The organism is Vallitalea pronyensis, assembly GCF_018141445.1.
Lineage (GTDB): Bacteria > Bacillota > Clostridia > Lachnospirales > Vallitaleaceae > Vallitalea > Vallitalea pronyensis.
This window is the reverse complement of record NZ_CP058649.1, coordinates 5,910,101-5,934,302: the sequence shown is the minus strand read 5'-3', so window position 1 is coordinate 5,934,302 and position 24,202 is coordinate 5,910,101. Positions and strand designations below refer to the sequence as shown.

The window sequence follows — 24,202 nt, the reverse complement described above, 5'->3', positions numbered from 1 at the left end:
CATCCAATTTTTATTAAATTTTTATTGTTCAAAGAATAAGCAATAATGCACATTTGCTCATTCTTGTAGTGATAATAATAATCATTATCATTGACAAGTATTCCATTAAATGTTAATATTAAAACCGTCTTAAACTTAGACTCGTTTAATCTATAGTGATGATTTTATTCATTCAAAAGAACTTAATGCTAAATGAGGAGGATTTCATGAAAAGAATTGGTTTAATGCAAGTTATTTGTGTATCAGTTTTTTTAATGTTAGTTGGTTGCTCATCAGCTGAACAGGAAGAAAATACTGTAGCACACGCAGAAGGTACAGGAGCTTCTACTACCGTTGAGAAAGGGGCAAAAAACGAGGATTCAAAAGAACAGGAAAAGAAGATTTTGAATATAGGCGTACAGTATTCACCCAGTTCCTTAGATACACACAAGGGCTATAGTGGATGGCATACAAGTACTTATGGTATTACAGAAACACTTTTTAAAGTAGGAGATGATTTTTCTCTTGAGCCATTATTAGCTGAAAGTGGTAGTGCAGATGGCCTTGTTTGGACAATTCTACTTAAAGATAATGTTCAATTTTCTAATGGTGATCCATTGGTGGCAGATATGGTGGTTCGCAATATTATGCGTGTTGCTGCTGAAAACCCAAGATTTGCTTATTTAGCTGACTTTACATATGAAGTGGTAGATGATAAGACTTTTACGATTGCAAGTGAAATTCCTTTTCCTACCATGCTGAATACGTTGTCAAGTTGTGAAATGGGTATGCTTCATTTAGACAAAATAACAGATTTTGATAATGGGATTATTGCAACAGGTCCCTTTGTTGTAGAGTCTTTTGAATCCCAAGAAAAAACCACACTCCTAAGAAATGAAAACTATTGGGATGGTGATGTTGTCTTACATAAAGCTGTATTTTATCGTATACCAGATCCAGACACATTATTAATGGCAATGCAAAATGGCGAAATTGATTGCTATAACGGTGTTAATGCAGCAGCCATGGAGATTTTTAGTGCAGACCCAGCAGCTTATAATCTGGTAACCGTTCCAGCAACACGCCTTCAAATGTATTTTTTAAATCAAGAAAGATTGAATGACAAAGTACGTGCAGCCATTAACTTAACGGTGAATGCAGAAGATATTGTATCTTACTTAGGTGGTACAGTGAGTGCAACAGCAGGTCCATTTAGTGCTTCAAGTGCATATGGTAAGGTGCATAAGCCGTCTGTAGATACAGAAGCTGCCATTACTTTACTTGAAGAAGATGGATATGTACGAAACAGCGGAGGTTATTTTGAGAAAGATGGCAAGGTACTCGAAGTTAACATCGCTTATTACCCTGGTCGTTCTCTAGATGTATTGGCAACAATTATGCAGGAGCAATTAAAGCATATTGGTATACAATCTGTTTTAACCAGTGAAGAAAAACCGGATAGCACTTATATTGCAACAAGAGATTTTGATATTGCGTTATACAGTATGAATGCAGACCTATCTGGTGATCCGGCATATTTCATTACGAATACGTTAAAAGATGGTGCCTATTATGATGTTGCTGGTTTTGATAATGCAGATTGTGAAGCATTAATTACAAAATTGACCAGTGAAATGGATACAGCAAAGCGAGCAGAATTAGCGAACCAAATTATTCAAATCACCATAGATGACAACGCATTTGGTTATGTTGCAATTTTCAATAAGTCAACAGTACTGAGCTCAGGTGTTTCTGGTTTTGCAGAAACAAGTCCATTTGATTTCTATGGCATTGATGCTAAGACGGATAAAGAATAACATATGGCTCAGTATGTGATAAAAAGGTTGTTACAGTTAATTCCTATTTTATTTGGGGTATCCATTCTTACATTTGCATTGCTTTATATGGCACCTGGCGATCCTGCTCAACAACGCTTAAGATTCAATGGTGTTATCGTTTCAGAAGACATATTACATGACATGAGACATGAAATGGGTTTAGATAAACCTTTTGGGATACAGTATGGTACTTGGTTGTTCAAGTTGTTGCAGGGAGATATGGGTACCAGCTATAAAGATGGTATAAACGTGTCGAATAAGCTGTGGGAAGCATTTGGATACACCCTGCTTTTATCCAGCTTAAGCATGGGATTATCTATTCTAATAGCTTTTCCATTAGGTGTATACACGGCTATACGTCAAGGTCGTGTCACAGATAATATCATTCGGATGATTAGTTTTATGGGTAATAGTGTGCCTAACTTTTTAATTTGTATTTTACTCATGTATTTCTTATGCATTCGTTATAAATGGTTTCCTATTATCGCACAGAATAATATACAAGGACTGCTATTGCCTACATTATCCCTTTCGATTCCTATGTGCAGCCGTCTACTGCGACAAGTACGTACAGAAATGTTGGAACAATTGAATAAAGATTATATTGCAAGCACAAGAGTTCGAGGTGTAAAAGAGGGTTATATTCTCTTCTTTAACGCCTTGAGAAATGCACTGCCAGGCATCATAACGGTTGTTGGTTTATCCATTGGTACGTTACTTGGTGGTAGTGTGGTCATCGAGAATATTTTTATGTGGCCAGGGATTGGCAAGTTAGTGATGGAGGCAATTGTCAATCGTGACTATCCAGTGGTACAAGGTTTTGTCATACTTACCGCTGCCATGTATGTGATCACGAATTTAGTGATTGATATAAGTTATAGGTATTTGGATCCAAGAATTAAGCCATAAAAGTGAGGATAATATGCAAGGAATTTATGAGAAAAGAGTATATACAAAAAGAACACGTGTAAAAAATCGTTTTGTATTGTTGTTGTGCATTGCTGCAATTTTCCTTGTTGTCAGCTTATTAGCGCCGCTCATTGTACCCAATGATCCTTTCAAAAACGATGCCACGGCTATTCGTTCTAAGCCAAATCAACACTATATCATGGGAACAGATAATTATGGACGTTGTGTCTTTAGTCGTGTGTTGATGGGGGCGAGAACCAGTATTGGTGCCACATTGATACTCGTAAGCATCACTTTTATCGTGGGTACTTTTATAGGTCTTTTGTGTGGCTATTATGGTGGGGTGCTTGATAGTATCATTATGCGCTTAATTGACATCTTATTGTCCATACCTCAAATGGTTTTAGCCATAGCAGTAGCAGGTATTTTAGGAGGGGGTATGGCCAACGCTATGATTGCTCTGGGCTTTACCAGTTGGATTCTTTATGCGCGATTGGCTAAGAGTCAAACACTTTCAGCTAGGCAGGAAGAGTATGTCTATGCAGCCCGTTTAGGAGGACATGGTGGGCTCTATATTATGGTAAGGCATATACTACCCAATATCGCTGGACCTTTATTGGTAAATGCCACCATTCAAATGGGCACCATGCTCATTGGGTTTGCAGGTTTGTCTTTCTTAGGTCTTGGCGTGCAAGTTCCCCAAGCAGAGTGGGGAAGCATGATTAGTGAATCTAGGGCCTATATTCAGTTAGCACCGTGGACGGTTATGGCGCCGGGAACAGCAGTGGTATTGACTGCTTTATTATTTAATTATCTAGGCGATACAGCCCGAGACTTGTTGGAGGTTAAAGGTTAGTATGTCAAAGGAAAACATATTAGAAATACAGAATCTACAATTAAATTATGGTAGTACTTGTGTTGGTAAACATATTACCTTATCCCTTAGCAAAGGCGAGAGCCTTGGTATTGCAGGTGAAAGTGGTTCCGGAAAAAGCACGTTACTAAAAGCAATTGTCGACCCTGAAAGTTACGGTGTTACCGTGGAAAAAGGGCGAATTCAGTATAAAGGGATGATGGTGTCTGAATGGACACCAGCAGAACGACAGAAAATTAAAGGAACAGAAATTGGCATGATTCTTCAGAATCCATACACAAACTTTAACCCAATACGACCTTATAAAAAACAATTTGCTGAAACTTTGAAGAGTCACAATATGTGGCAGGGAAAGAAGTCTATAAGTGCTATACAAGCTTTGTTTAAGCAATTAGGACTTGATGATGGTAGGCGTATTTTATCCAGTTGCCCTTATGAAATGAGCGGTGGGATGAACCAGCGTATTTCCATTGTTGTATCCATGATGTTGCAGCCATCATTGATATTGGCTGATGAGCCAACGAGTGCATTAGATGCAGCAAGTCAAGCACAAGTAGTAGAAGAACTGTGGCACTTAAGAAAAATGTCAGAACTGTCTATGATCATGGTCTCTCATAATTTATCAATGATTGCACAGATATGTGATACGGTTGCCATTATGCATAAAGGACAAATTGTTGAATTTGGTGATATCAGAGAGGTTCTACTGGCGCCAAAGCATTGGTATACAAACCAATTATTAAAAGCAATTCCTTAAATGAGTGGAGGAAAAAGCAATGAATAGCCCAGAACCGTTGCTGAAGGTCCAGGGAATTTCCAAGACTTTTAAACGCAACAAACATACAGTAGCAGCATTAAAACCAACGACACTTCAACTGTTTGAAGGTGAGATTCTAGGTGTTATTGGAGAAAGTGGTAGCGGCAAAAGTACATTATTAAAGTTGTTAACAGGATTAGAACAACCTACAGATGGCCATGTTCAGCTGCTGGGAAGAGACATTACCCATTTACGTAGCAAAGGGGCAGAATATATCTATCAAAATATACAGATGGTTTTTCAGAATCCTATTGCTTCATTTAACCCCCGTCGGAAGCTAAGGACTTCGATTCTAGAGAATATGAGACGGCTACGCCCATCCATGTCTTTGAAGGCGTGTAATCAAGAAATAGACAAACTATTAGAACGGGTTAAGATATTACCAGGATTAGCAGACAGATACCCTCATCATTTAAGTGGTGGTCAGTGTCAAAGAATTGCTATCGCAAGAGCTCTTTCAATACAACCCAAGATACTCCTTTGTGATGAAATAACAAGTGCCCTAGATGTTCTTGTGCAAGCCGAAGTTATCCAATTACTTCAGGAGTTAAATCGGGAACTTGGTGTGACAATCATTTTTGTCAGTCATGATTTGTCCCTAACCTGCAATTTTTGTGAGCGGGTGATGGTGATGTATCAAGGACAGTGTATTGAACACGGTATGGCACAGGCGTTAGTGAAGGATCCAAAGGAAGCGTACACCAGAACCCTAATGGCTATGTCTAAAGATTTGGTGACCATTTTGACAAGGGAGAACCGACCATGGAGAAAATAAAGTTTGTAAAAATGAATCCCAATAAGAATGCAACGGTTTTAGTATTAGACGAACATCCTCGAAATCAATACCCTAAGCTGTCAAAAACATTGATGGCACTAGAATCCGTGTATGCAGAACAAGTGGGGTTTATTGAAAAAGCTAATAATCGGGAAGCTGACTATCGGTTACAAATGATGGGTGGTGAATTTTGTGCAAATGCGGCAGCTTCTCTTAGCGTTTATATGGCTTACAATGAAGAACTGCAAGTAGGAGAGAAGACACAGTGTACACTTGAAGTATCAGGTAGTGACACTTTAGTAAAATGCTACACTAAAAGGTTAAAGAAAGGCTTTCGTACCAAGATTACAATGCCTTGTCCTTTACATATTCAAGATGAGGTGGTGGATTATAAGGGACGACTTATGGAAATTGGCTGTGTTGACTATGCAGATGCATGTCAGCGTATTGTCTATGACGATCATGTACACCCTCAACCGAAAGCATTAGTCAAATACATTCTGCATCATGGTATGGGGAATGATTACACAATAAAAGGCGTAACACTGTGTAATACGGATAATTTGAGTATCACACCGCTCATTTATGTAAAAGAAACAGATACAGAAATTTGGGAAAATAGTTGTGGTATTGCCTCAGCATCCTTAGCCGCCTATATGGCCAATAAACAGGAAAAGAGTACAGCACTTCGTATCATTCAGCCATCAGGTGATTATATTTTAGCAGAGGCAATATATGATAAAGGATGTATTAAACAGGTTACCATAGAGGAAGATGTTTTTATATCTGCTATAGGGACTGCGTTTATTGAGTAAGAGGAGGATAAGTAGTGGTTAATTCAAAAGTAAGTAGTTTGTTAGGCACGTTAGATGGATTTATCAATCGATTTTCAGACATTAATTCACAGCACGATAGTGGAGTAAACGCCGCGGCTGACTTAGAAATGGCACTAGAAGAATACACCACGTTTATTTTAGATGACAATTATCGACAGACATGGGATACATTCATTGATCCCCAAAAAACAGAAATTAAAAAAAGAATTCATGCTATACGAAGAGAATCTGCTCATTGTGTATGGAAGATGGAAAAATACAGAGCCGAAACGCTGATACATGCCAATGATGCACCAGCAGATTATTTTAAAAATGTTGAAGGGTGTATAGAAGAAGAGTTTGGCAAATTTGTCGTTGATGAGCATGCACGCATTCTGTTAATAGGCGTAGGCGCCTTTCCAATGACACCACTTACGATTGCTAAAAACACAGGTGCTAAAGTTGTTGGTATCGACATTGATGATGAGGCTGTAGACTATGCAAAAAAAGTGCTGCATCTTTTAGGGAAAGATTTAGATATAGAGGTGAACACCCAGAGTTATAAAGATTTGGCCTATGTCAAAGAAGCCACACACATTATTATTGCGTCCACTATTCCTGAAAAATTGGAGATTCTTCGTGATCTTTATCCGTTGACCAATGATGATGTTGTGGTATCGATACGTTATGGCAATGGCTTTAAGTCTTTATTTAATTATCCTTTAATAGAGGCCCAAAAAGGGCCATGGCGTGAAGCTGACAGCATTCACTTCAATGATAATGTATTTGATGTGGTTATGTTTAAAAAGTAAGTCTTTGGAGGATAGAGGATATGTTTATAGAACGAATTACCCAAATGCTTGAGATGAGAGATATTCAGAATAGATATTGTGATAGTTATGGACAACAACCCTACAATGTGTCAAGCTGGCTCTCTTCTCCTGAATACGCAATGACCATGCGCTCAAAAATAGAAATGCCTGAGATAAATACGTTAGAGTATGTCTATACCTATTCCATGGATAAGCACATCCTTGATGGGGTGAAGGCAAAGCTTGATCCAAGAACAGGTGATGAAATGGGGATTACTTTTGTTGATAACGGTACACAGGCCATCATCACTTTGGTTAACATGATTAAGCAACATCAGTATAAAAAGATATGCATTATCAATCCCGCCTATTTTTCTATTGCCCAGGCCTTAAAAGCTTTTGAGATAGCATATGATGAGGTCAATCTAATAAGGGAAAATGGTCAGTATATCTTGCCATTTGAAACCTTAGTAGAATCGGAGTACGATGTTATCTGGTTGACGTCACCTATATTTTCTACAAGTGTTTATCACGGTCCTGAAATCGAAGAGATGATGCACACATTAATGGATATGGGGACATTGATTATATCCGATGAATGTTTTTGTGTATCAGGCAATGAACTCCTTCGGCGAGTGAGTAACAGAGATAATTTTATTGCCATATACTCCCCTCATAAATCGTTGTGTCTAAACACGTTTAAGTTTGCGGCTATTGTTTATCCCCAGCGCTTTGATATGTTTATCGAACATTGGGTAGATGTATTAACAGGTAATTTACCAGCGTCTTCACTAAGTGCAATAACGCATTTTCTAAGCCCAAATTATAATGACTGCTTACAGGCATATGAAGCATTTATGGTCACTGCTCATAAGGAAGTAATAAAAATTATACAATCAAAGATTAATGTAGAAAGTGATGAGATTGAAACAGGTTCCCTTATGACACTTTATTTTAACAATTTAACCTTTGATCAGATTAAATCCCATTCATTTATAGAAGAGGTTATTAACAGTACAGGCAAAGCTTTTTATCCTTCATTTCTCAATGGTCTTGATGAAACCTTTGGATTTGCATTTAGAATCAACCTTGCTTTATGCAATCAGACATTTTTAGCATCACTGGATCAATTGGTGTGTCATTTGTCGGCAAAGTAAATACGAGAAAAGGAGAAAAAATATGTTTATTAGCGGTTCAAAAGAATGGATGGGGAAAAATGCCCATACATTCTTATCTATTCGAACAGTATTAGAAAAAAAATTATTATCTCTTGATTTTGACTATTTTTATGGTGGCATTATTTCAAAACGTTCCATTTACGAAAATCATCTACATATACTGGGTGCAAATTTTCCTGAAATTTTTATCGATTTCTTGTTTAGGGATAAAAGTTATATATTGTCACCGGAGTACACTTTTCGTGTGTATGAGTATTTACATCGTAACAACTTACTTAATACAGAAAATAAGATATTCTATTCTCAAGAAATGATGAGAAATGAATCTCATAAAGATATAGAAGAAGGGAAGACCTTTTCATTTTGGCAAATTGGCTATGAAGTATTTGGGCAAGATGATACAGCGTTGTCCATTGAGTCCATCAAAACATTGTATAGATGTTTACAGGGGTTGCCACTTGAAGACTATTATTTTAGAGTGACGAATAAGCAGATTTTTAAAGGGTTGTGTCAGCAGTATGGTGTTGACAACATGCTAGACGTTTCAATGCTAATCGATAGATGTCATGAAGATGGGGACAGATTTTACAAAAAATTCACGAAACAAGGAGGTAATCCAGCTTTTGCAAAGAAACTCCGATATCTTATGAAGCTGTCTGGTGAACGACGGCTGACCTTTGATATTTTGAGAAAGACAGTAGATGATGCATCGGCATTGGATGCCATTGACCATTTAAAAATTATATACGATACCTTTAGTAAAATCTGTGGAAAAGAGTCCATTGTTCTTGTGCCTTATATGCCAAAGACATGGGATGCATACACGACGATTATCTATGATGCACGTGTCCCAGGCTACGATAAAGCCATTGCAGGCGGTGGAAATCTACTCATCGATCCATCGAATCCCAATTGTACCCATAGTGGGGCTGGTATTGGCGTAACCCGTATTGCAGAGTATTTAATTACCAAGGGTTATTCCATAGAGTCTATAGAATCAGCAAGTTAAATGTAAGCGTTAAGGAGGTGCAACCAAAGATACTCGTGGTTATAATGCTATGAACCATGCAAATGAGGCGATGACACGTATTAAGTTAACTTTTGAATAACAATAAAAAACATAGGTGATGATGTGGAAGCAAGTAAAAGAAAACATAACGTAGAAGGAAATAAAAGAAAATATGATTTAACAGAAGGTGTTGTTTGGCAAAAAGTAGTACTGTTTGCCATGCCAATTTTGTTTGGTATTGTGTTACAGTCTCTATATGCAACAGTGGATGCCATTATTATAGGACGTTTCGCAGGGAAAGAGGCTTTAGCAGCTATAGAGTCTGTTTATACCCTGACGAAATTACCCGTTAATTTTTTTGTAGGTCTTTCAACAGGAGCAACGATTATCATTTCTCAGTATTTTGGTGCAAAAAAATTAAAAGAGGTGTCAAATGCTTGTCATACAGCGTTGTTGTTTGCATTTGTTGGCGGGCTTTTGTTATCGATTATAGCGGTTATTATTGCACCATTTTTTATTAAGCTTTTAAAAGTACCAGCAGAGATTTATGATCAAGCCCTTACATATGTGATTATCTTTTTTAGTGGGTTGGCAGCATCCATGACTTACAACATTGGTGCAGGGATTTTTAGGGCATTAGGGAATTCAAAGACACCATTCTACTTTTTAATAATAGCCAATATCATTAACATTGCTTTAGATATATTACTAGTAGCATCATTCGGTCTAGGGATTGTTGGTGCGGGACTGGCAACAGTATTGTCACAATTTATCTGTGGGGTTTTAATCGTAATTGCTCTTATGCGTACCGATTTGCCGTGTAAAATATACTTACGTAAAATACGATTCAATAGGATCTGTTTACAGGAGTTTATGCGACTAGGATTACCAGTAGGCATTCAATCAACACTGTATCCTGTCTCAAATATGATTATACAAACCAGTATCAATACCTTTGGGATTAATAGTATTGCCGCATGGGCTGTATCGGGTAAGTTGGACTTTTTAGTCTGGTATGTTTCAGACGCTTTTTGCACGACGATTTCAACTTTTGTAGCCCAAAATTATGGTGCTGGACAATATGACCGTGCTAAGAAGGGTGTCGTTGTAGGTGCTTCAATCGCTGTCTTATTAGTGGGGCTAGTAAGTGTAGGATTATATTTTTGGCACGTACCATTAGGTCGTCTTTTGGTTACAGATAATGATGTCATTCAGATTCTGTCACAAATCATGTTCTTATTTGCACCACTATATGTATTATATGTCTTAGGTGCAGTAATGCCTGGTGCTATTCGTGGTATGGGAGAATCATTTAGGCCAATGATAATTACACTCTTTGGTTCCTGCTTATGCCGTGTACTATGGATACTCTTCATTGTACCATTTCGACCAACCCTTATGATGGTGCTAAGTTGTTATCCTGTGTCGTGGGGGATTACCTCGGTATTATTTTTGTTGTTCTATCGAGGTTATGTACCCAAGTTGAGGAATCAAGAGGCATAAGATTATTTCTAACAATAAAATAGCATTGATACACTAGTCAATAATCTGATGCAGAGTATTGGCTAGTTTTATGTTTGCAGGTTTTATCACTTGACAAAAACGGAGGTGTCGTTTACAATATCCAATATGTTAGTTAGAACAAACTAACTAAATAAAAGGAGGTAATTATGACACTTATTAAGAAAAAACACAGCAATTTTATTTTATATTTACTCGGTCATAACACATCTATTCTTGGTGATATTATACTTATGACAGGTTTTGCTCTGTACATTATGAAAAAAACTGGCTCTACCATGCAGTTTAGTATAACAATAGCTATTTCATTTATACCAAGGATATTGATTTCTCCTTATGCAGGGGTTATTGTGGACCGCTTAAATAAGAAAAAAATGGTCATACTTCTTGACCTTATTCGAGGGCTCTGGTTAATGGTACTTTGGTATATTAGTCTTCATGCACAACTGAGTATACAATCCATCTATATAACGCTCATATTCTTTTCGGTGTGTGATTGTTTCTTTGGACCAGCATTTAGTACAATTTATCCAAGAATCGTACATAAGGATTTCTTGTCAAAAGGCAATGCAATATCCAACACCATTACAAGTATTACGAATACCCTAAGTCCTCTAGTTGCAAGTCTTATCTATACAGGTTGGGGGCTATCCATACTATTACTTTTTGATGCTATGACGTTCATCATTTCTGCTTTTACGGAGTTCAATTTGTACTTTGAAGACGTTATCGTAAAAAAAACAGGGAAAATCTTCTTTGAATTTAAAGAAGGTATAATGATGATTAAATCAAACCGTCGATTAAGATCTCTCTTACTTAACGGAAATCTGACCCATTTGTTCTTATTTCCCTTTATTGAAGCCGGTGTTGTTTTCCTGTTATTTGTTATGTTTAAAGCACCGGATGTTCATTATGGTATTGTCAGAAGTTGTATATCAGGGGGAGCTATCTTCTCAGGGTTCATTGCTATTCAATATCAAAAGAAAAAAGGGATTGCAGATAATATCAATAGAGGCATCATATGGATGATTGGCGCAGTCGCTTTATTTATGTTACTGATATTTAATGGTTTTCGTGATATACTAGACACAACGGAATATTTCCCTGTCATCTATCTATCCATTGTATGTTTTATGGTGTTTTTTGCTTTTAGTTTTTATGGCGTGTTTTTCAGAAGTTTCTACCAATCAGAAGTATCTTCTACTATGTTAGGTAGGTTCATATCGATTATGATTATGACATTTGCTGTGTCACGACTTGTTGGTATGTTAGTGTATGGATACTTACTTGAGAAAGGTTACTTAACCACCGCGTTAGTGATACTTTTTGTTGGTATGATGCTAAAACTGGTTGTACATATTCCGTTTCTTAAAGCTGAAAAAGCTTTGGATTAGCCTAGAAGGAGGAATTTGAATATTGGAACTGAATCAAGTACTTGATGAATTAACAAGTAAAATGTCCAGCATTATAAAAAAACATAAGGAAAGAGCCATCACCAAAGAAGCGCTTTCCGAAATAACCTATACCCAATTTAATCTTATATATTGTATTCGAGAAACCAGCAACGCTACCATAACAAGCTTAGCTGAAGCCCTTGACTTAACAAAACCAACATTGACAGCAGCAGTTCATAAGTTAATCAAGCTTGGACTGGTGGAAAAACAAGCTTCTAAAAAAGATAAAAGAGTTCAATATATTGAGTTAACACCAAAAGGTGAAAGTATTGGTAATGCAGAGATGAATGCTTATAATGAATGTATTGATTTGATGCGAGAAAAACTTGGTGATGATTTTAATACGTTTGAAGGTATGTTAAGGCGATTATATGACTAATCCGTATAGTTGTCTTTTTCTTCATAAATTTAAATTTATTTAAAAAGGGGTTAAATTGTATTGGACCACAAATAGTAAGGAATTAAGTTTGAGGGAATGTTCATATGAGCTATATGATTATTTCTTTAGCTGCATCATGCAAGGAGGAATAATATGATACCAAATAGAGTACTAAAGAGTTTTAGGGTAGATAAAGTTGGTGTGCCTTTAGAAGGAGGGCAATCTACATCCGTTAAGTATGGAGATATTGTAATCAAGCCAATTGAGGATGAGCATTATTATAATTATTCATCCAATATATTCTACCATTTAGATAACCATGGTTATAGAATTTCAAGACCTATTAAAAATAATCAAGGACAATTTGTTATAGATAATTATGGAGCATCAAGATATGAGCCTGGTAAGCATGATTTATCACGTATTGAAGATATTTTAGAGGTTTCAGAATTATTGCATCGCGATTTAAAGGGATTGAATATCAAGCATGTACCTGTGTTTGAAAACCCTTGGGCTAAGGCTCAAGAAGTTTTATGGAGAGATGCTAAGTTGCCGCATCATTGGGATGATAAAGTGTATGAGATTATTTGTCCTATGTTACAGCAATTAAAAAAGCTAGAGGTTGAGTATCAACTTATACATAGCGATTTAGGGGGAAATGTTTTGTTTTGTGAAGGCAAGGAACCCCTTGTAATTGATTTTTCTCCGACATTTGCTCCCTTAGGTTATGCAGATGCCATTATAATTAGCGATAATATTGCTTGGGACGGTTTGGCAATGAGCACATTGAAACGACTTAATAAATACAAAGATTACAAAGAATACATAAAATTTGCAGTAGCGTTTAGAGTACTAACAATTGCTTTTTTTGAATGTGGCGTAGAACGATTAGAAGAGGAGTACAATACTTATAAGTCCATTTGGCAGTATGCTACAAGTAGCAGTTCATAAGTTAATCAAACTTGACTGGTGGAACAACAAGCTTCTAAACAGATTAAGCGTTAAAATTGGTGATGATTTTAATACCTTTGAAGATATAAGACGATGATATGACTAGTCATGATAATCGTCTTTTTTCTTAACATATATTACTACTACTATTCCAAGAATTATGATGTTATCCTATTAATTGAAATGACATTTAACAAGTGATTAACAAGAAATGTTAACAGCCAGTTTATGAGAGTTAGACCTTAGACAACAGGGCAATTCAGTGATATAATGAGGAGAGTTAGCCATATTTTTTTCGAGTATGTATCGTAAACAAGGACAAAAGTGGATTAATCAATTTAAAGAATTTGTGGAGGGACAATAACATCATGACAAGAGACGACGTGTTAAAGATATACGATGAGCTGGTAGAAAGATGTCCACGATTTGAAAGAAAAGGTAAAACAATGCCGTATACATCAGCTAACGGCTATATGTTTTCTCAGCTTAATAAAGATGGGGAAATTGGTATGCGGTTTTCAAAAGAAACCCAAATGCGGTATATGAAAGAATTAGAAACAAGTTATTTTAAATCCTATGGGGCTGTCATGAAGGGGTACATCGTAATCCCAGAGGCTATGTTAACAGATTTAGACAAGTTAGTGGACTATCTAAATGAAAGTTATGACTATGTGATAGGACTTGAACCTAAATAGTGGTTAAGTCATATAAGAAAGAAGCATAAAGAACCATTACTAAAGAATAAGATTCTAATAAGGAGGTGTTATCCATGAACATGAAAATACCAAAAATATTAACATGGATTGGCTTAGGTGCTATGACGGTGGGTCTGATTAATGGTTTTGTGAATGGTGATTTTTTGAAAGACGGCAAAGCATTATTGTCAAACCCTTGGGGTGTGATGTCCATGATTGATTTATATGTTGGCTTTACACTCTTTTCCATATGGATTGTATACCGTGAAAAACATCTGTTGAAATCGGTTATATGGACCATATTGATGATGGTTCTAGGATTTTTTACCGGTTGTATCTATGTCTTAATCGCTTTATATGAAAGTAAAGGGGATTGGAATAAGTTTTTTAAAGGAAGAAGAGCTTAATAAACCGTAAAGAAATGAGGCATAACATGAAAAAAGAATGGAAAATGTTCTGGTTTGGTATTTTAATCAGTATTGGTTTTGTAGCCGTCATTGGTGTTTTGGGTTATCGTTTTGATTCGATAGAATTGTTACCTGATCAAGGTGCGTCTTGGTATTATTGGAAACTTCCCAATAAAGAGTTTTGGCCTCGATTAACAGCCTGGGCATTCTATATTATCCATCAATTACTGGTATGGTTATTGATCTATGCAGCCCAATTTGGCGACAGAGAGAAAAGAAAGAAACACAGAAATCAACTGATTATTGTTAACATATTTTTTATTGCGTTACATATCTTACAAAGTCATATATGGTACGATGGGTTAGCACAAGACGTACCGGTTTTTAGTTCACAAGGGTCTGTTATTGTGATGCTTATTCTGATCATTATTATGGATAGTCAAAGAAGAGGTATTTTCTTTGGTAAAAAAGTGAAGCGTCTGCCTATTATCGGAAGTTTAAAAGAACCTGTTACATTCATTAGAAAATATCATGGATACTTCATTTCCTGGGCCATTGTCTATACTTTTTGGTATCATCCAACGGTGGCAACCAGTGGCCATTTGGTAGGATTTTTCTATATGTTCTTGTTGTTTATCCAGCTTTCCATGATATACACCCCGGTTCATATGAACAAATATTGGATGTTTACCTTAGAAGTATTGGTTCTTTTTCATGGTACCATGGTTGCCATTGGGCAGCAGAATAATATGTGGCCCATGTTTTTATTTGGATTTGCAACCATGGCAGTGGTTACTCAAATCTATGGTTTAGGGTTACCCAAATGGTTATTGCGAACCATACAAGCCATATACTTGATTGGTGTGATTGTTGTATTTGGCGGCTTTACTGGTCACAAAACAATTGATCAAGTACATCAAGTGTTATGGATACCTATTATTGAATATCTCGTCGTATTTGTGGTTTTATATGGTGTAGGCGGCATACAAAAGTTAGTCAAAAGAGATTAATGCCCATGCTCTATCCATAACATATGATTCTTGCAGATATAACAGTATAAAAACCTATATAAGAGGGGTCTCATAAAAGCAAAATAACGTCAATAACGTAGCCAACAAAATTGCTTTTTAAGAGACAGCCCGTAGATATAGGTTTTTATGCCATAAAATAAAAAGTTGTAAACGACATCTTCTCATGTTGGTTTAAAAGGGTTACTTAGATTTCAGGTTTTCCCTTATGGGTTAACCAGTACTTTATGGTGTTTCTCTTCCATTTTCTAGTAATCTTATTAAATTGATGCCAATAAGGATTATGACCAACAGCAGATGCTTCATACAGTCTGTCACGTAGTGCAAAAGTATATTGGTTATGGTCCTTTGTTAAAACACCAAAAGATATGGCATTTTTTGGGCAATGATGCATACAGCGAAGACAGTGTAAACAAGCAGTATTATCTACAATGGTCATGTTCCCATTTTGTTGAAGAAGATTCTGGTCGGGGCAACTACGTGAACATAATCCACAACCTATACATCTATTTTTATCAATCTGAAGCTTAGGGTATTTGGTTATTTCAATATCCGCAACGATTTTACGTCGTAATGCATGAAATAAGCTTGGCTTATGAGGCAGGATTTCATTACTATGACGGCATGCTTGTATCATGTTTTCAGCGAATGCTGTAATTTTTTCGTCTATATGATCTTCAAAAAACATAACAGATTTGTATGCATAATCTGTTTCATGCCTTCTTGCAGAAATACCCGATGATGGTGCTTTAAAACTTCTTTCACCTATACATATAAACCTAGTGGAATCCATTTTTTTTGAAAAATCATAAGTTGCATCCCCAGTAAAACGTGCATACGTTGTGAATTGAAAGTATTTACAGCTTTTTGCATGCTTATGAATAATCGGTAGCACACGGTTAAATATCTCTGGGTAAGAGAATTTATAGATGGGATACCCAAAGCCAACGAGTTCCTTCGATAAGTTGAGTTGACGTAGCTTGTCTGTATCCTCTATGGATATAAGCTGGACATGATGTTTCATGAACTGAAAAGCGTTTTGTAGTTTTTGTGCAACAAGTTGTGTATTGCCTGTTCCAGAAAAGTAAAAAACGGTTATCTTCATGGTTACTCCTACTGACAACTGTTGGCTATTTTAGACTCAATGATCTGTCCAGTTGCCTTATCGTATATTTTGTAGCGTATGGCATAGGGTTTTGATCGTCTTCTCATAAACCTGACGGCATAAGACCTTGCATATTTTGTTGCTAATTCTGCTGTTTCCCATTCATATCGTCCACTAAATGTTTTTTCTTGCTCATTGACGAGGAATTTTTTTGCACAAAAACCAGGTAATCCTGTAAAAAAAGGCAGGGTATACTTTGTTCTTTTCTTAATGGTATCTACAGGCATTTTACTTGAATGAAAGATGATTTCAAAGATAACATGACCTTCTTTAGGGGTTTTGTCTTTTTTTAATATGCTGATTTCTTTGAATACATAGTGGGGGTACTTACCGTGTATGCGTAATGTAGACCCTATATTTTGGTTTATATCCATTATGCGGTTTGATAATTGCAATACCATGAAGTTTATAAATGAAGAGATCGGGTTATACATTAACATTATTTTTATCTCCTTGAATGATACCGTTTAATAACAAATCAATGCTTTCTCTTAATTTTATGGATAATGTATCAGGATTGTTTTTGGCGTAGTATAGGATGAACGCTTGTACCGCTTCAACGATGGCCATGTCCTTGATTTCAGTTCTTACAATCCCCAACGTTTTTCCTTTCTGGATAAATTTGATGATTTCATAGGAAAACTCTTCACGTTTTTGAAATATCGTTTTTTCAATAGAAGGATAGTGTTTATAGATATCTTTTATTATCTTTGATTGCATTTTTGTTACTAACTCTGGGAATATGTGGAGTATTATATGGATACCAGAGTTAAAATCAGCTGTATGATTTAACTGATCAGCTAATTCTTTTTGGGTTTCTTTGATGTAGTCAACAAGAGCAGCTTCTATGAGGCTTTCTTTGGAGTTCATGTATTTGTATAGTGTTCGCTTTGTAATGCCAACCTCCTTTGCGAATTCATCCATATTCCAACCTCTGATGCCATACTCAAAAATAAATGCCTTGGCTGTCTTCAATATTCTTTTTTTAATTGTTACATTTTCGCTATATACCATGTATACTATTATAGGCTATGCAGTATACCTTGTCAATAAGTATTTATCAATAGTTGGTAGACACATAGCACATGATGGTCTTCGTTACTGAACAGGTTAATACACGTTTACTTCATACACACCAAATCTTGTGGAGCCATTAGTGGCAGTCATTTTAATATTAATGGTATCTGCTGTCACACCATCAAATGTTAGATGATTGACCCGTTGATAATTTCCTTCTACAGTTGCAATGACTTGATCAGAGCCTTCATAAGATGCGATAACTTGGTAATCCTTAACAAGTTCTGGGATTGCATTAAAATCATAATGGATTTCTAGGTTGTCATAGAAGAAGTTAAGGTCTGAATCAAAAGTTAAGGTCATCTGGCGTATGACTTTTGGTTCATCAAATGTCATGTTTATCCATGCCTCCTTACTAGGACGTGATAACCATAGATTAGGAAGGCGGTAGTTTCGACTGTAACCGTTAATGAGTGATTTTGGACCGTAGATATTGGTAGGATCATCGTATTGAAAGCAAAGTGTATCTTGAGATTTTACCCATAATGAACGCCTTATGTGGTGTGTTTCGATGCTGGTGAATGTGGTGTGTTCAGGTAGTGGTTTTTGGATTAGCGTGATGATACCATTCATTTTCTCGTGATTAAAACCAAGGCTTAGTTTGGGATTTGGTATGAGTTTAATCATGACTTTACCAGCTGAGGTGGCGCAATCAGCAGGAAGGGAAATCCATCTAAAGGTATCATCAGCGGTTAGGTGCATGCTACTTTGTTTTATACATGCTTTAGGGGAATAGTTTTCTTTTTTATTAGGTGTCCATATCTCATAAACTAATGCCGTATCCTCATGAGCCTTTACATACAGATTAAGGCATTCAAGGTGAGAAGCTACTGGAAGGATAAGGCCAATAGGTTCATCTAGAGACTTACTATGTGTCATGGCCATGTTTTCTGTTGCTTGAGTAGATGAAACCTGAATAGTTGCTTGTTTTGCTAAGTCAGATGTGTCTTGATTTTTATTATCAAAGAAACATAGGTCGTTGTGTAAGAGTTCTTGTTTGAGTTCATGGAGGCGTTCTTCAGAAAGTGCCCTTGGTGTCATATGATATGTATGCATAAGGCTTGCGGCAATACCTAAAGACTGGCCTAGAACGCCTAGGGTAGCCATAACTCTGGTAGAACCAAAAGCAACATGGGTGGTGGACATGCAGCGACCAGCAAGAAGTAAATTCGGCACGTTAACAGAAAAACATGAACGGTAAGGGATGGCATAGACACCTTCTAATACGTAATGGTTGGTCATTATATCCGTTGAAAAGAAGCCTTCCATGGCATGCAAATCAATGGACCATCCCCCATAGCCAATGGTATCATCAAATGCATGTTGCTGAACAATATCATTTTCATTCAATATATAATCACCAACGAATCTTCTGGATTCACGTTTACCTGGAATGGGACTCATATAGGTTATGTCATGACGGGATGCATCATATTGACCACTATTTTTAATATGATCCCAAATGCCCCATACAAGTTGACGATGTTGATGCATGATGGCTTCAGCGCCATTAACTGGATGATGCTCATGCCCAGTCTCATAGAACCATTGCATACGATAGTGTTCAAAACGTGTAGAATGAGGGTTTCTATCTGGAATTTGACGGTAGTTTAATGCATCTTCAATGGGAACATCCTGGGCAAAATTTGGTCGGGTAAAAGGAGCTGGCCTTGTTGTATCTACGGAGTAGAAGGATAACGTACTCAGAAGTGTTTTGTCGTCAGGTTCATCAGGAGCTATACGCTCGTTAAATTCATCCTTACCTTCTCGGCCCATTCTAAACTCAGCACCTGCAAGATAACCAACTGTACCGTCACCGGTGTTATCCATGAAAAGTGGGCTCTCGAATTTGAACCTCTTTTCAGAACCACTTTGGGAACCCTCAATACTTGTGATGAGGTGATCAGATGTTGTATGTACTTCATCAATATTGGTATTTAGGAACAATGAAATATTTTCTTCTTTTAGAACAAAATCAAGAAGCACTGTATGCCATAGGTAAGGGTTACCTTGCGGGTTCCTATACAGGTTTTCAAGTCGGATTTCTTCAATAATACCTGTTTCTCTCGCATAAAAATTGAATTCACAAGCACCGTCTGCACCACAAATATCAATACGTATTTCTGGACTTGCATTACCTCCTAGAAACCCTCTGTTATTAATGAGGGCAACTTTTAGCCCACTTCTTGCAGCTTGAATAGCAGCACAAATACCTGGCATTCCAGCCCCTGCAATGGTTAAATCACTTGTAATGGTCTTTAACTTAATGCGCATAGCAGCACACTCCTTTTCTTTTATTTTTTTATATGCTATGATTAACATATCTTATACTAACAATTATAAAACCCCTATAATACAATTGAAATATCTTATAATGAATAAAACATATCTTATAACGACTTTATGGAAATCGGTATAGAGAGTTCACAAACAAGGATTATGTGAAAGGTTGATCGTATGAATGAAATCATGATTGAGAGGCATCATTTACCCCAAGTATTAACGGTGGGTAAATTTAATGTGGAAGAACCATGGATACATCGGGTAAGGCATTTAAATATTAATACCATGTTGGTTATAGTTGAAGGTAAGCTTTTAATATGTGAGGATGGTATGGATTATGAAGTGCCAAAGAATCATATATTTTTCTTTAAAGCCGGTTGTAAGCAGTGGGGGAAAAGAACCATAAAACCTCCAGCAAAGTGGTATTGGGTTTCCTTTTTACCCATTGCTATGCCATTAGAAGGGCAAGTGATAAAAATGCCTAAAATAGTTGCTTTCGATTGCCCTCATGCCATTTTTTCACATATGGAAACCATGGAGCAAATTTATTTAAACCATGATGCTTTTTATAAGGAACAATTGAATGGCATGCTTTATGAGCTTTTCTTCAAATGGCTATTAAGTAGCCAAAGAATGCAGGAAGAATCATCATCAGAAAGTATCTCAGATAAAGTCATGCTTATCCTAAAGAGAGAAATTAGAAATCAGTTTTCCACAGAGCTTATTGCCAATCAATTAGGCATGAATTATAGCTACATAGGCAGAAAGTTCAAAAGTGAAACGGGAAAAACCATTTTGGAAGCCTACCAAGAACTGAAAATCAGAAGTGCCATTGATCTATTAACGTTTGAAACCCTAAATATTTCAGAAGTTAGTGATATCTTGGGCTATCCCAATCCCTATTATTTTAGCCGTGTGTTCAAAAATGTAACAGGGCTATCACCAAGAGACTATTTAAAGCAGATGTATCAACCAACAGTCAATCAAGAGGATAAGGGGTAATGATAGTTGTGTTTGGTGTCCCGTCTGGGAACTTGTGTATTGCTTACAAGAAAGCATTATGATATACTTCTTTAAAGAATGTGGAACAAATTATCCAGTAGAATTCGGAGTAGATGGTATGAAACACGTTATATTATTGCTATATATCATGTCTTTTGTCCCTGGCATAGGGGTCATTTCATTAGGCATTTTTTTGCATTTAAAGGATAAGAAACCTATTTTAAAGTATTTGCTCTATGTAGATTCTTTTTTATTAGCTTTTGCTGTGGTTGATAATTTTAATTATTACTTTGCTATTAATTTAACCATATATCCAGAGTTATTAATAACGATTATCATGATTGGCTTATTAGTTATAGGCTTAGGCTTTGTTTATTACTTAACAAAATTTACATATGAACTTATTCACTTAACCTTTGTAAAATATAAAAAAATTACCTATTTTACATTTTCTGTTACCATCCTATTAATTAGTGTTCTATTGGTATATACGTTATATACACAAAATATAATTGAAGGCGATATTGCCATTCACATTGGTTTTTTTATATCCAATATATTTATAGCCTTAGGGGTATCCTACAATGCTATTGTCTTGTTTAGCAATAAGGACAAAATTGATATACGATTTAAAACTCAAATAAACAGGATGTATAGCGTAGCAGCCATTATTATACCGGTATCTATTTTTATGAATATAATGGATTTTTTTGTTAACTTTAGATATGCCATACCTCTATCACCGATTGCTTTTTTTCTTATTAATCTTGTTGGTATGAGTGCACTTAGACAATTATTCATTAAAAAAGAACTAGTAGGGGATGATTATGGACGAGACAATGATCATAATAATGAGCAGGAACAGGCCATCACACATATTTTAAGTCAATACCCTATTACAGAAAGAGAATCAGAAATAATTAGTCTGATTAATGAAGGCTTAACTAACCAGAAGATCGGAGAAATATTGTTTATTTCACCAAATACAGTTAAGAATCATATCTATAGTATCTATAGAAAAATGGGTATAAAAAATAGATATGAGCTTATGCGTTTATTATCTCAAAATAAATCGTTATAAAAATAAAGAAATAACAGTGATTCACCCATTACAGAGGACGGTTATGTAAGATTAATGAAGTTGTAGAAAGCAAACATATTAAATCTTACATAGCCGTCCTCTGCGATGTTTATAGGCTATAGTACGGGTTTCCTATATGTGATAAAATGAGCATTTTATAAGAATAGGAGCGTATTACTATTGTGTTTTTTCCATAACTTTTATTATAATCTCTGTTGTATGATTAATCACACTTAATAAAATGAATACAGGAGGGAAACAAATATGACAAAAAGAAATAGATATCTTTATGTGGATAATTTAAGATTGGCTATGATTATGTTAGTTGTTATGGTACATCTTGCAGTAACCTATAGTGGTATTGGAGGATGGTACTATTATGAGGCAAGAGATTTGAACAACGTATCACAATTGATTTTCCTTTTTTTTGGAAGTTTTACGCAAAGTTATTTTATGGGTTTTTTATTTCTTCTAGCTGGTTACTTTGTACCATATGCCTATAATAAAAAAGGGTTTGTGAATTTTATTAAAGGAAGGTTATTTAGGTTGGGTCTACCAACATTACTGTACATGCTAATTATTCATCCTTTAACCATTAGTATTATTACAGAAAAATTCAAGATGAATGATTATGTTAATTATGTGCTGACGTTGGATTTTGTTGGTGGCTCGGGACCACTTTGGTTTGCTTTGGCACTCTTAATATTTTCGATGATATATGCCTTTACTAGGATTATAATGGATAATTTGAGAAGAAATAGCGGTATAAAAGCAGAGAAAAAAATACCTCATACAAAACAAATTGTGAGTCTAATAGTTATTATATCAATAGGTGCTTTTCTAATCAGACTTATTCAGCCCATTGATACAAGTATACTTAATATGCAATTATGTTATTTTGCACAATATATTGTCCTTTTTCTTATAGGTATAAAGGCGTATCGATACAATTGGTTTGAGAAAATTCAGTACTTAAAGGGAATCAAATGGCTAAAAGCAGCTATGACCATTGGCGTTGTCTTTTGGATTGGGGTTCTTGTTCTTGGAGGTGCTTTGCGTGGAGAACTTGATGTTTTCAAGGGAGGGCTTCATTGGCAAAGTCTTGCTTATGCTATTTGGGAATCATTTACAGGGGTTAGCATGTCAATTGGGTTGATTGCATTGTTTAAAGAGAAATTCAATCTCCAAAATAGGTTACTAAGCGTTTTATCAGATAACGCTTTCGCAGTGTATGTTTTTCATGCACCCATAATCGTATTCATTACTTTTAGTTTGAGGGGGATATACATAGAGCCATTATTAAAATTTGTATTAACAAGTTTAATATGTCTCCCTACCTGCTTTTTAGTAGCATTTATCCTTAAGAAGATGCCTATGCTTAATAAAATTATTTAATAAGATTGATGAAGTGTTTGGGGTTTATATGGATGAACTTTCATGTTGACAAATTACCAAATATAAATTAAAATATAACAGTGTTATAAAATATAAAACAATGTAATAAAAATAAACCATTGTAATGAGGTAAGGCCATGACATTAAGCAAAGAAGAAAAAAAGCAGCTTAAATCAGAGCGAATAAAAAGGGTTTTTGCAACAACAGCAAAAGAAATCATTGAAGGACAGGGTGTGTTTGAGGTGTCCGTTAGGAAAGTAGCAGAACAGTCAGGTTATTCCCTTGGTACGATTTATAATCATTTTGAAAATCTTGATGAATTGCTATGGTTAACGCGTACTTTAATGATAGAAGATATTAACCATTACTTTTTAGATTCCAGGTTAGTTATTCAGAATGATAATGATCTGAAACTGCTGTTTAGAAAATTTATGGATTATTTCATCAATAAACCCAATGTCTATTACTTTTTTTATTGCCATCCACTGAACAAAGAACATAAAAAAGATGAATCCGACATATTAAAAAATCCCCAGGTGAAGATGCAATTTGCACAGACTTTTTCTTATCTTATAGAGCAGAAAACCTATACGGAAGACGACATTATGAAAATTTCATGGACTATTATTTATGCTATATATGGTCTGTTGACACTATATATCAGTGGTAATGATACATTAACCAAAGAACAAGTTTATGAACATTTAGACAATACCATTGATTTACTTTTGAACTAAAAATTAATTCTTTGAAAGGAG

The 24,202-nt window shown here is 35.8% G+C and carries 24 protein-coding genes; 20 read left to right on the top strand and 4 right to left on the bottom strand.

Features of this window, described 5'->3' with window-relative positions; genetic code table 11:
- Positions 1-206 precede the first annotated feature (206 nt).
- From HZI73_RS24810 to HZI73_RS24735, 16 genes are all read left to right on the top strand, one after another.
- The gene (locus HZI73_RS24810) at positions 207-1,796 is read left to right on the top strand and encodes an ABC transporter substrate-binding protein (RefSeq protein WP_212696018.1); all 1,590 of its coding nucleotides are present in this window, start codon (positions 207-209) and stop codon (positions 1,794-1,796) included.
- 3 nt (positions 1,797-1,799) lie between these two features.
- Positions 1,800-2,726 carry a nickel ABC transporter permease gene (gene nikB, locus HZI73_RS24805; RefSeq protein WP_212696017.1) on the top strand — a complete coding sequence of 309 codons (927 nt, stop codon included), beginning with the start codon at positions 1,800-1,802 and terminating at the stop codon, positions 2,724-2,726.
- A gap of 13 nt (positions 2,727-2,739) precedes the next feature.
- Positions 2,740-3,582, top strand: a complete 843-nt coding sequence (locus HZI73_RS24800; RefSeq protein WP_212696016.1) for an ABC transporter permease — start codon at positions 2,740-2,742, stop codon at positions 3,580-3,582.
- Position 3,583: 1 nt separating this feature from the next.
- Positions 3,584-4,357: an ATP-binding cassette domain-containing protein gene (locus HZI73_RS24795; RefSeq protein ID WP_212696015.1), complete on the top strand. Its 774-nt coding sequence runs from the start codon at positions 3,584-3,586 to the stop codon at positions 4,355-4,357.
- 19 nt (positions 4,358-4,376) lie between these two features.
- Complete coding sequence (locus HZI73_RS24790; protein ID WP_212696014.1) at positions 4,377-5,192, top strand: ABC transporter ATP-binding protein; 816 nt, start codon at positions 4,377-4,379, stop codon at positions 5,190-5,192.
- Positions 5,180-6,007, top strand: coding sequence for a hypothetical protein (locus HZI73_RS24785; protein WP_212696013.1), 828 nt, complete (start codon positions 5,180-5,182; stop codon positions 6,005-6,007). Before HZI73_RS24790 ends, HZI73_RS24785 begins: the two co-directional genes overlap by 13 nt.
- 14 nt (positions 6,008-6,021) lie before the next feature.
- Positions 6,022-6,819: an RlmF-related methyltransferase gene (locus HZI73_RS24780; RefSeq protein ID WP_212696012.1), complete on the top strand. Its 798-nt coding sequence runs from the start codon at positions 6,022-6,024 to the stop codon at positions 6,817-6,819.
- Positions 6,820-6,839: 20 nt separating this feature from the next.
- Positions 6,840-7,976: a PLP-dependent aminotransferase family protein gene (locus HZI73_RS24775; RefSeq protein WP_212696011.1), complete on the top strand. Its 1,137-nt coding sequence runs from the start codon at positions 6,840-6,842 to the stop codon at positions 7,974-7,976.
- Between the two features lie 22 nt (positions 7,977-7,998).
- Positions 7,999-9,006 carry an ATP phosphoribosyltransferase regulatory subunit gene (locus HZI73_RS24770; protein ID WP_212696010.1) on the top strand — a complete coding sequence of 336 codons (1,008 nt, stop codon included), beginning with the start codon at positions 7,999-8,001 and terminating at the stop codon, positions 9,004-9,006.
- Between the two features lie 123 nt (positions 9,007-9,129).
- Positions 9,130-10,509, top strand: a complete 1,380-nt coding sequence (locus HZI73_RS24765; RefSeq protein WP_246552274.1) for an MATE family efflux transporter — start codon at positions 9,130-9,132, stop codon at positions 10,507-10,509.
- Positions 10,510-10,676: 167 nt separating this feature from the next.
- Positions 10,677-11,921 (top strand): MFS transporter, encoded by a 1,245-nt coding sequence (locus HZI73_RS24760; protein WP_212696009.1) that lies wholly within the window; start codon positions 10,677-10,679, stop codon positions 11,919-11,921.
- Positions 11,922-11,943: 22 nt separating this feature from the next.
- Entirely contained in the window at positions 11,944-12,360 is a 417-nt protein-coding gene (locus HZI73_RS24755) for a MarR family winged helix-turn-helix transcriptional regulator (RefSeq protein WP_212696008.1), read from the top strand.
- Positions 12,361-12,513: 153 nt separating this feature from the next.
- A complete protein-coding gene (locus HZI73_RS24750) occupies positions 12,514-13,311 on the top strand; it encodes an aminoglycoside phosphotransferase/kinase family protein (RefSeq protein WP_212696007.1) in 798 nt (265 codons plus the stop codon).
- A gap of 368 nt (positions 13,312-13,679) precedes the next feature.
- Positions 13,680-14,006, top strand: coding sequence for a hypothetical protein (locus tag HZI73_RS24745; protein ID WP_212696006.1), 327 nt, complete (start codon positions 13,680-13,682; stop codon positions 14,004-14,006).
- A 74-nt stretch (positions 14,007-14,080) separates the two neighbouring features.
- On the top strand, positions 14,081-14,413 hold the full coding sequence (locus HZI73_RS24740; RefSeq protein WP_212696005.1) for a DUF1475 family protein: 333 nt from the start codon (positions 14,081-14,083) through the stop codon (positions 14,411-14,413).
- Positions 14,414-14,439: 26 nt separating this feature from the next.
- Positions 14,440-15,423, top strand: coding sequence for a hypothetical protein (locus HZI73_RS24735; protein WP_212696004.1), 984 nt, complete (start codon positions 14,440-14,442; stop codon positions 15,421-15,423).
- Positions 15,424-15,628: 205 nt separating this feature from the next.
- Here the strand turns inward: HZI73_RS24735 and HZI73_RS24730 are convergent, their stop codons facing one another.
- The 4 genes from HZI73_RS24730 to HZI73_RS24715 all read right to left on the bottom strand — a co-directional run bounded on the left by HZI73_RS24730 (position 15,629) and on the right by HZI73_RS24715 (position 19,957).
- A complete protein-coding gene (locus HZI73_RS24730) occupies positions 15,629-16,546 on the bottom strand; it encodes an EFR1 family ferrodoxin (RefSeq protein WP_212696003.1) in 918 nt (305 codons plus the stop codon).
- A gap of 8 nt (positions 16,547-16,554) precedes the next feature.
- Positions 16,555-17,046, bottom strand: coding sequence for a hypothetical protein (locus HZI73_RS24725; RefSeq protein WP_212696002.1), 492 nt, complete (start codon positions 17,044-17,046; stop codon positions 16,555-16,557).
- On the bottom strand, positions 17,033-17,581 hold the full coding sequence (locus tag HZI73_RS24720) for a TetR/AcrR family transcriptional regulator (protein WP_212696001.1): 549 nt from the start codon (positions 17,579-17,581) through the stop codon (positions 17,033-17,035). Before HZI73_RS24720 ends, HZI73_RS24725 begins: the two co-directional genes overlap by 14 nt.
- Before the next feature lie 135 nt (positions 17,582-17,716).
- Entirely contained in the window at positions 17,717-19,957 is a 2,241-nt protein-coding gene (locus HZI73_RS24715; protein ID WP_212696000.1) for an FAD-dependent oxidoreductase, read from the bottom strand.
- A gap of 183 nt (positions 19,958-20,140) precedes the next feature.
- Between HZI73_RS24715 and HZI73_RS24710 the strand changes: the two genes are divergently transcribed.
- From HZI73_RS24710 to HZI73_RS24695, 4 genes are all read left to right on the top strand, one after another.
- Positions 20,141-20,968 carry a helix-turn-helix domain-containing protein gene (locus HZI73_RS24710; protein ID WP_212695999.1) on the top strand — a complete coding sequence of 276 codons (828 nt, stop codon included), beginning with the start codon at positions 20,141-20,143 and terminating at the stop codon, positions 20,966-20,968.
- Between the two features lie 118 nt (positions 20,969-21,086).
- Complete coding sequence (locus tag HZI73_RS24705) at positions 21,087-22,049, top strand: helix-turn-helix domain-containing protein (protein ID WP_212695998.1); 963 nt, start codon at positions 21,087-21,089, stop codon at positions 22,047-22,049.
- Positions 22,050-22,313: 264 nt separating this feature from the next.
- Positions 22,314-23,444, top strand: a complete 1,131-nt coding sequence (locus tag HZI73_RS24700; protein ID WP_212695997.1) for an acyltransferase family protein — start codon at positions 22,314-22,316, stop codon at positions 23,442-23,444.
- 137 nt (positions 23,445-23,581) lie between these two features.
- On the top strand, positions 23,582-24,181 hold the full coding sequence (locus tag HZI73_RS24695; protein ID WP_212695996.1) for a TetR/AcrR family transcriptional regulator: 600 nt from the start codon (positions 23,582-23,584) through the stop codon (positions 24,179-24,181).
- Positions 24,182-24,202: the final 21 nt, after the last annotated feature.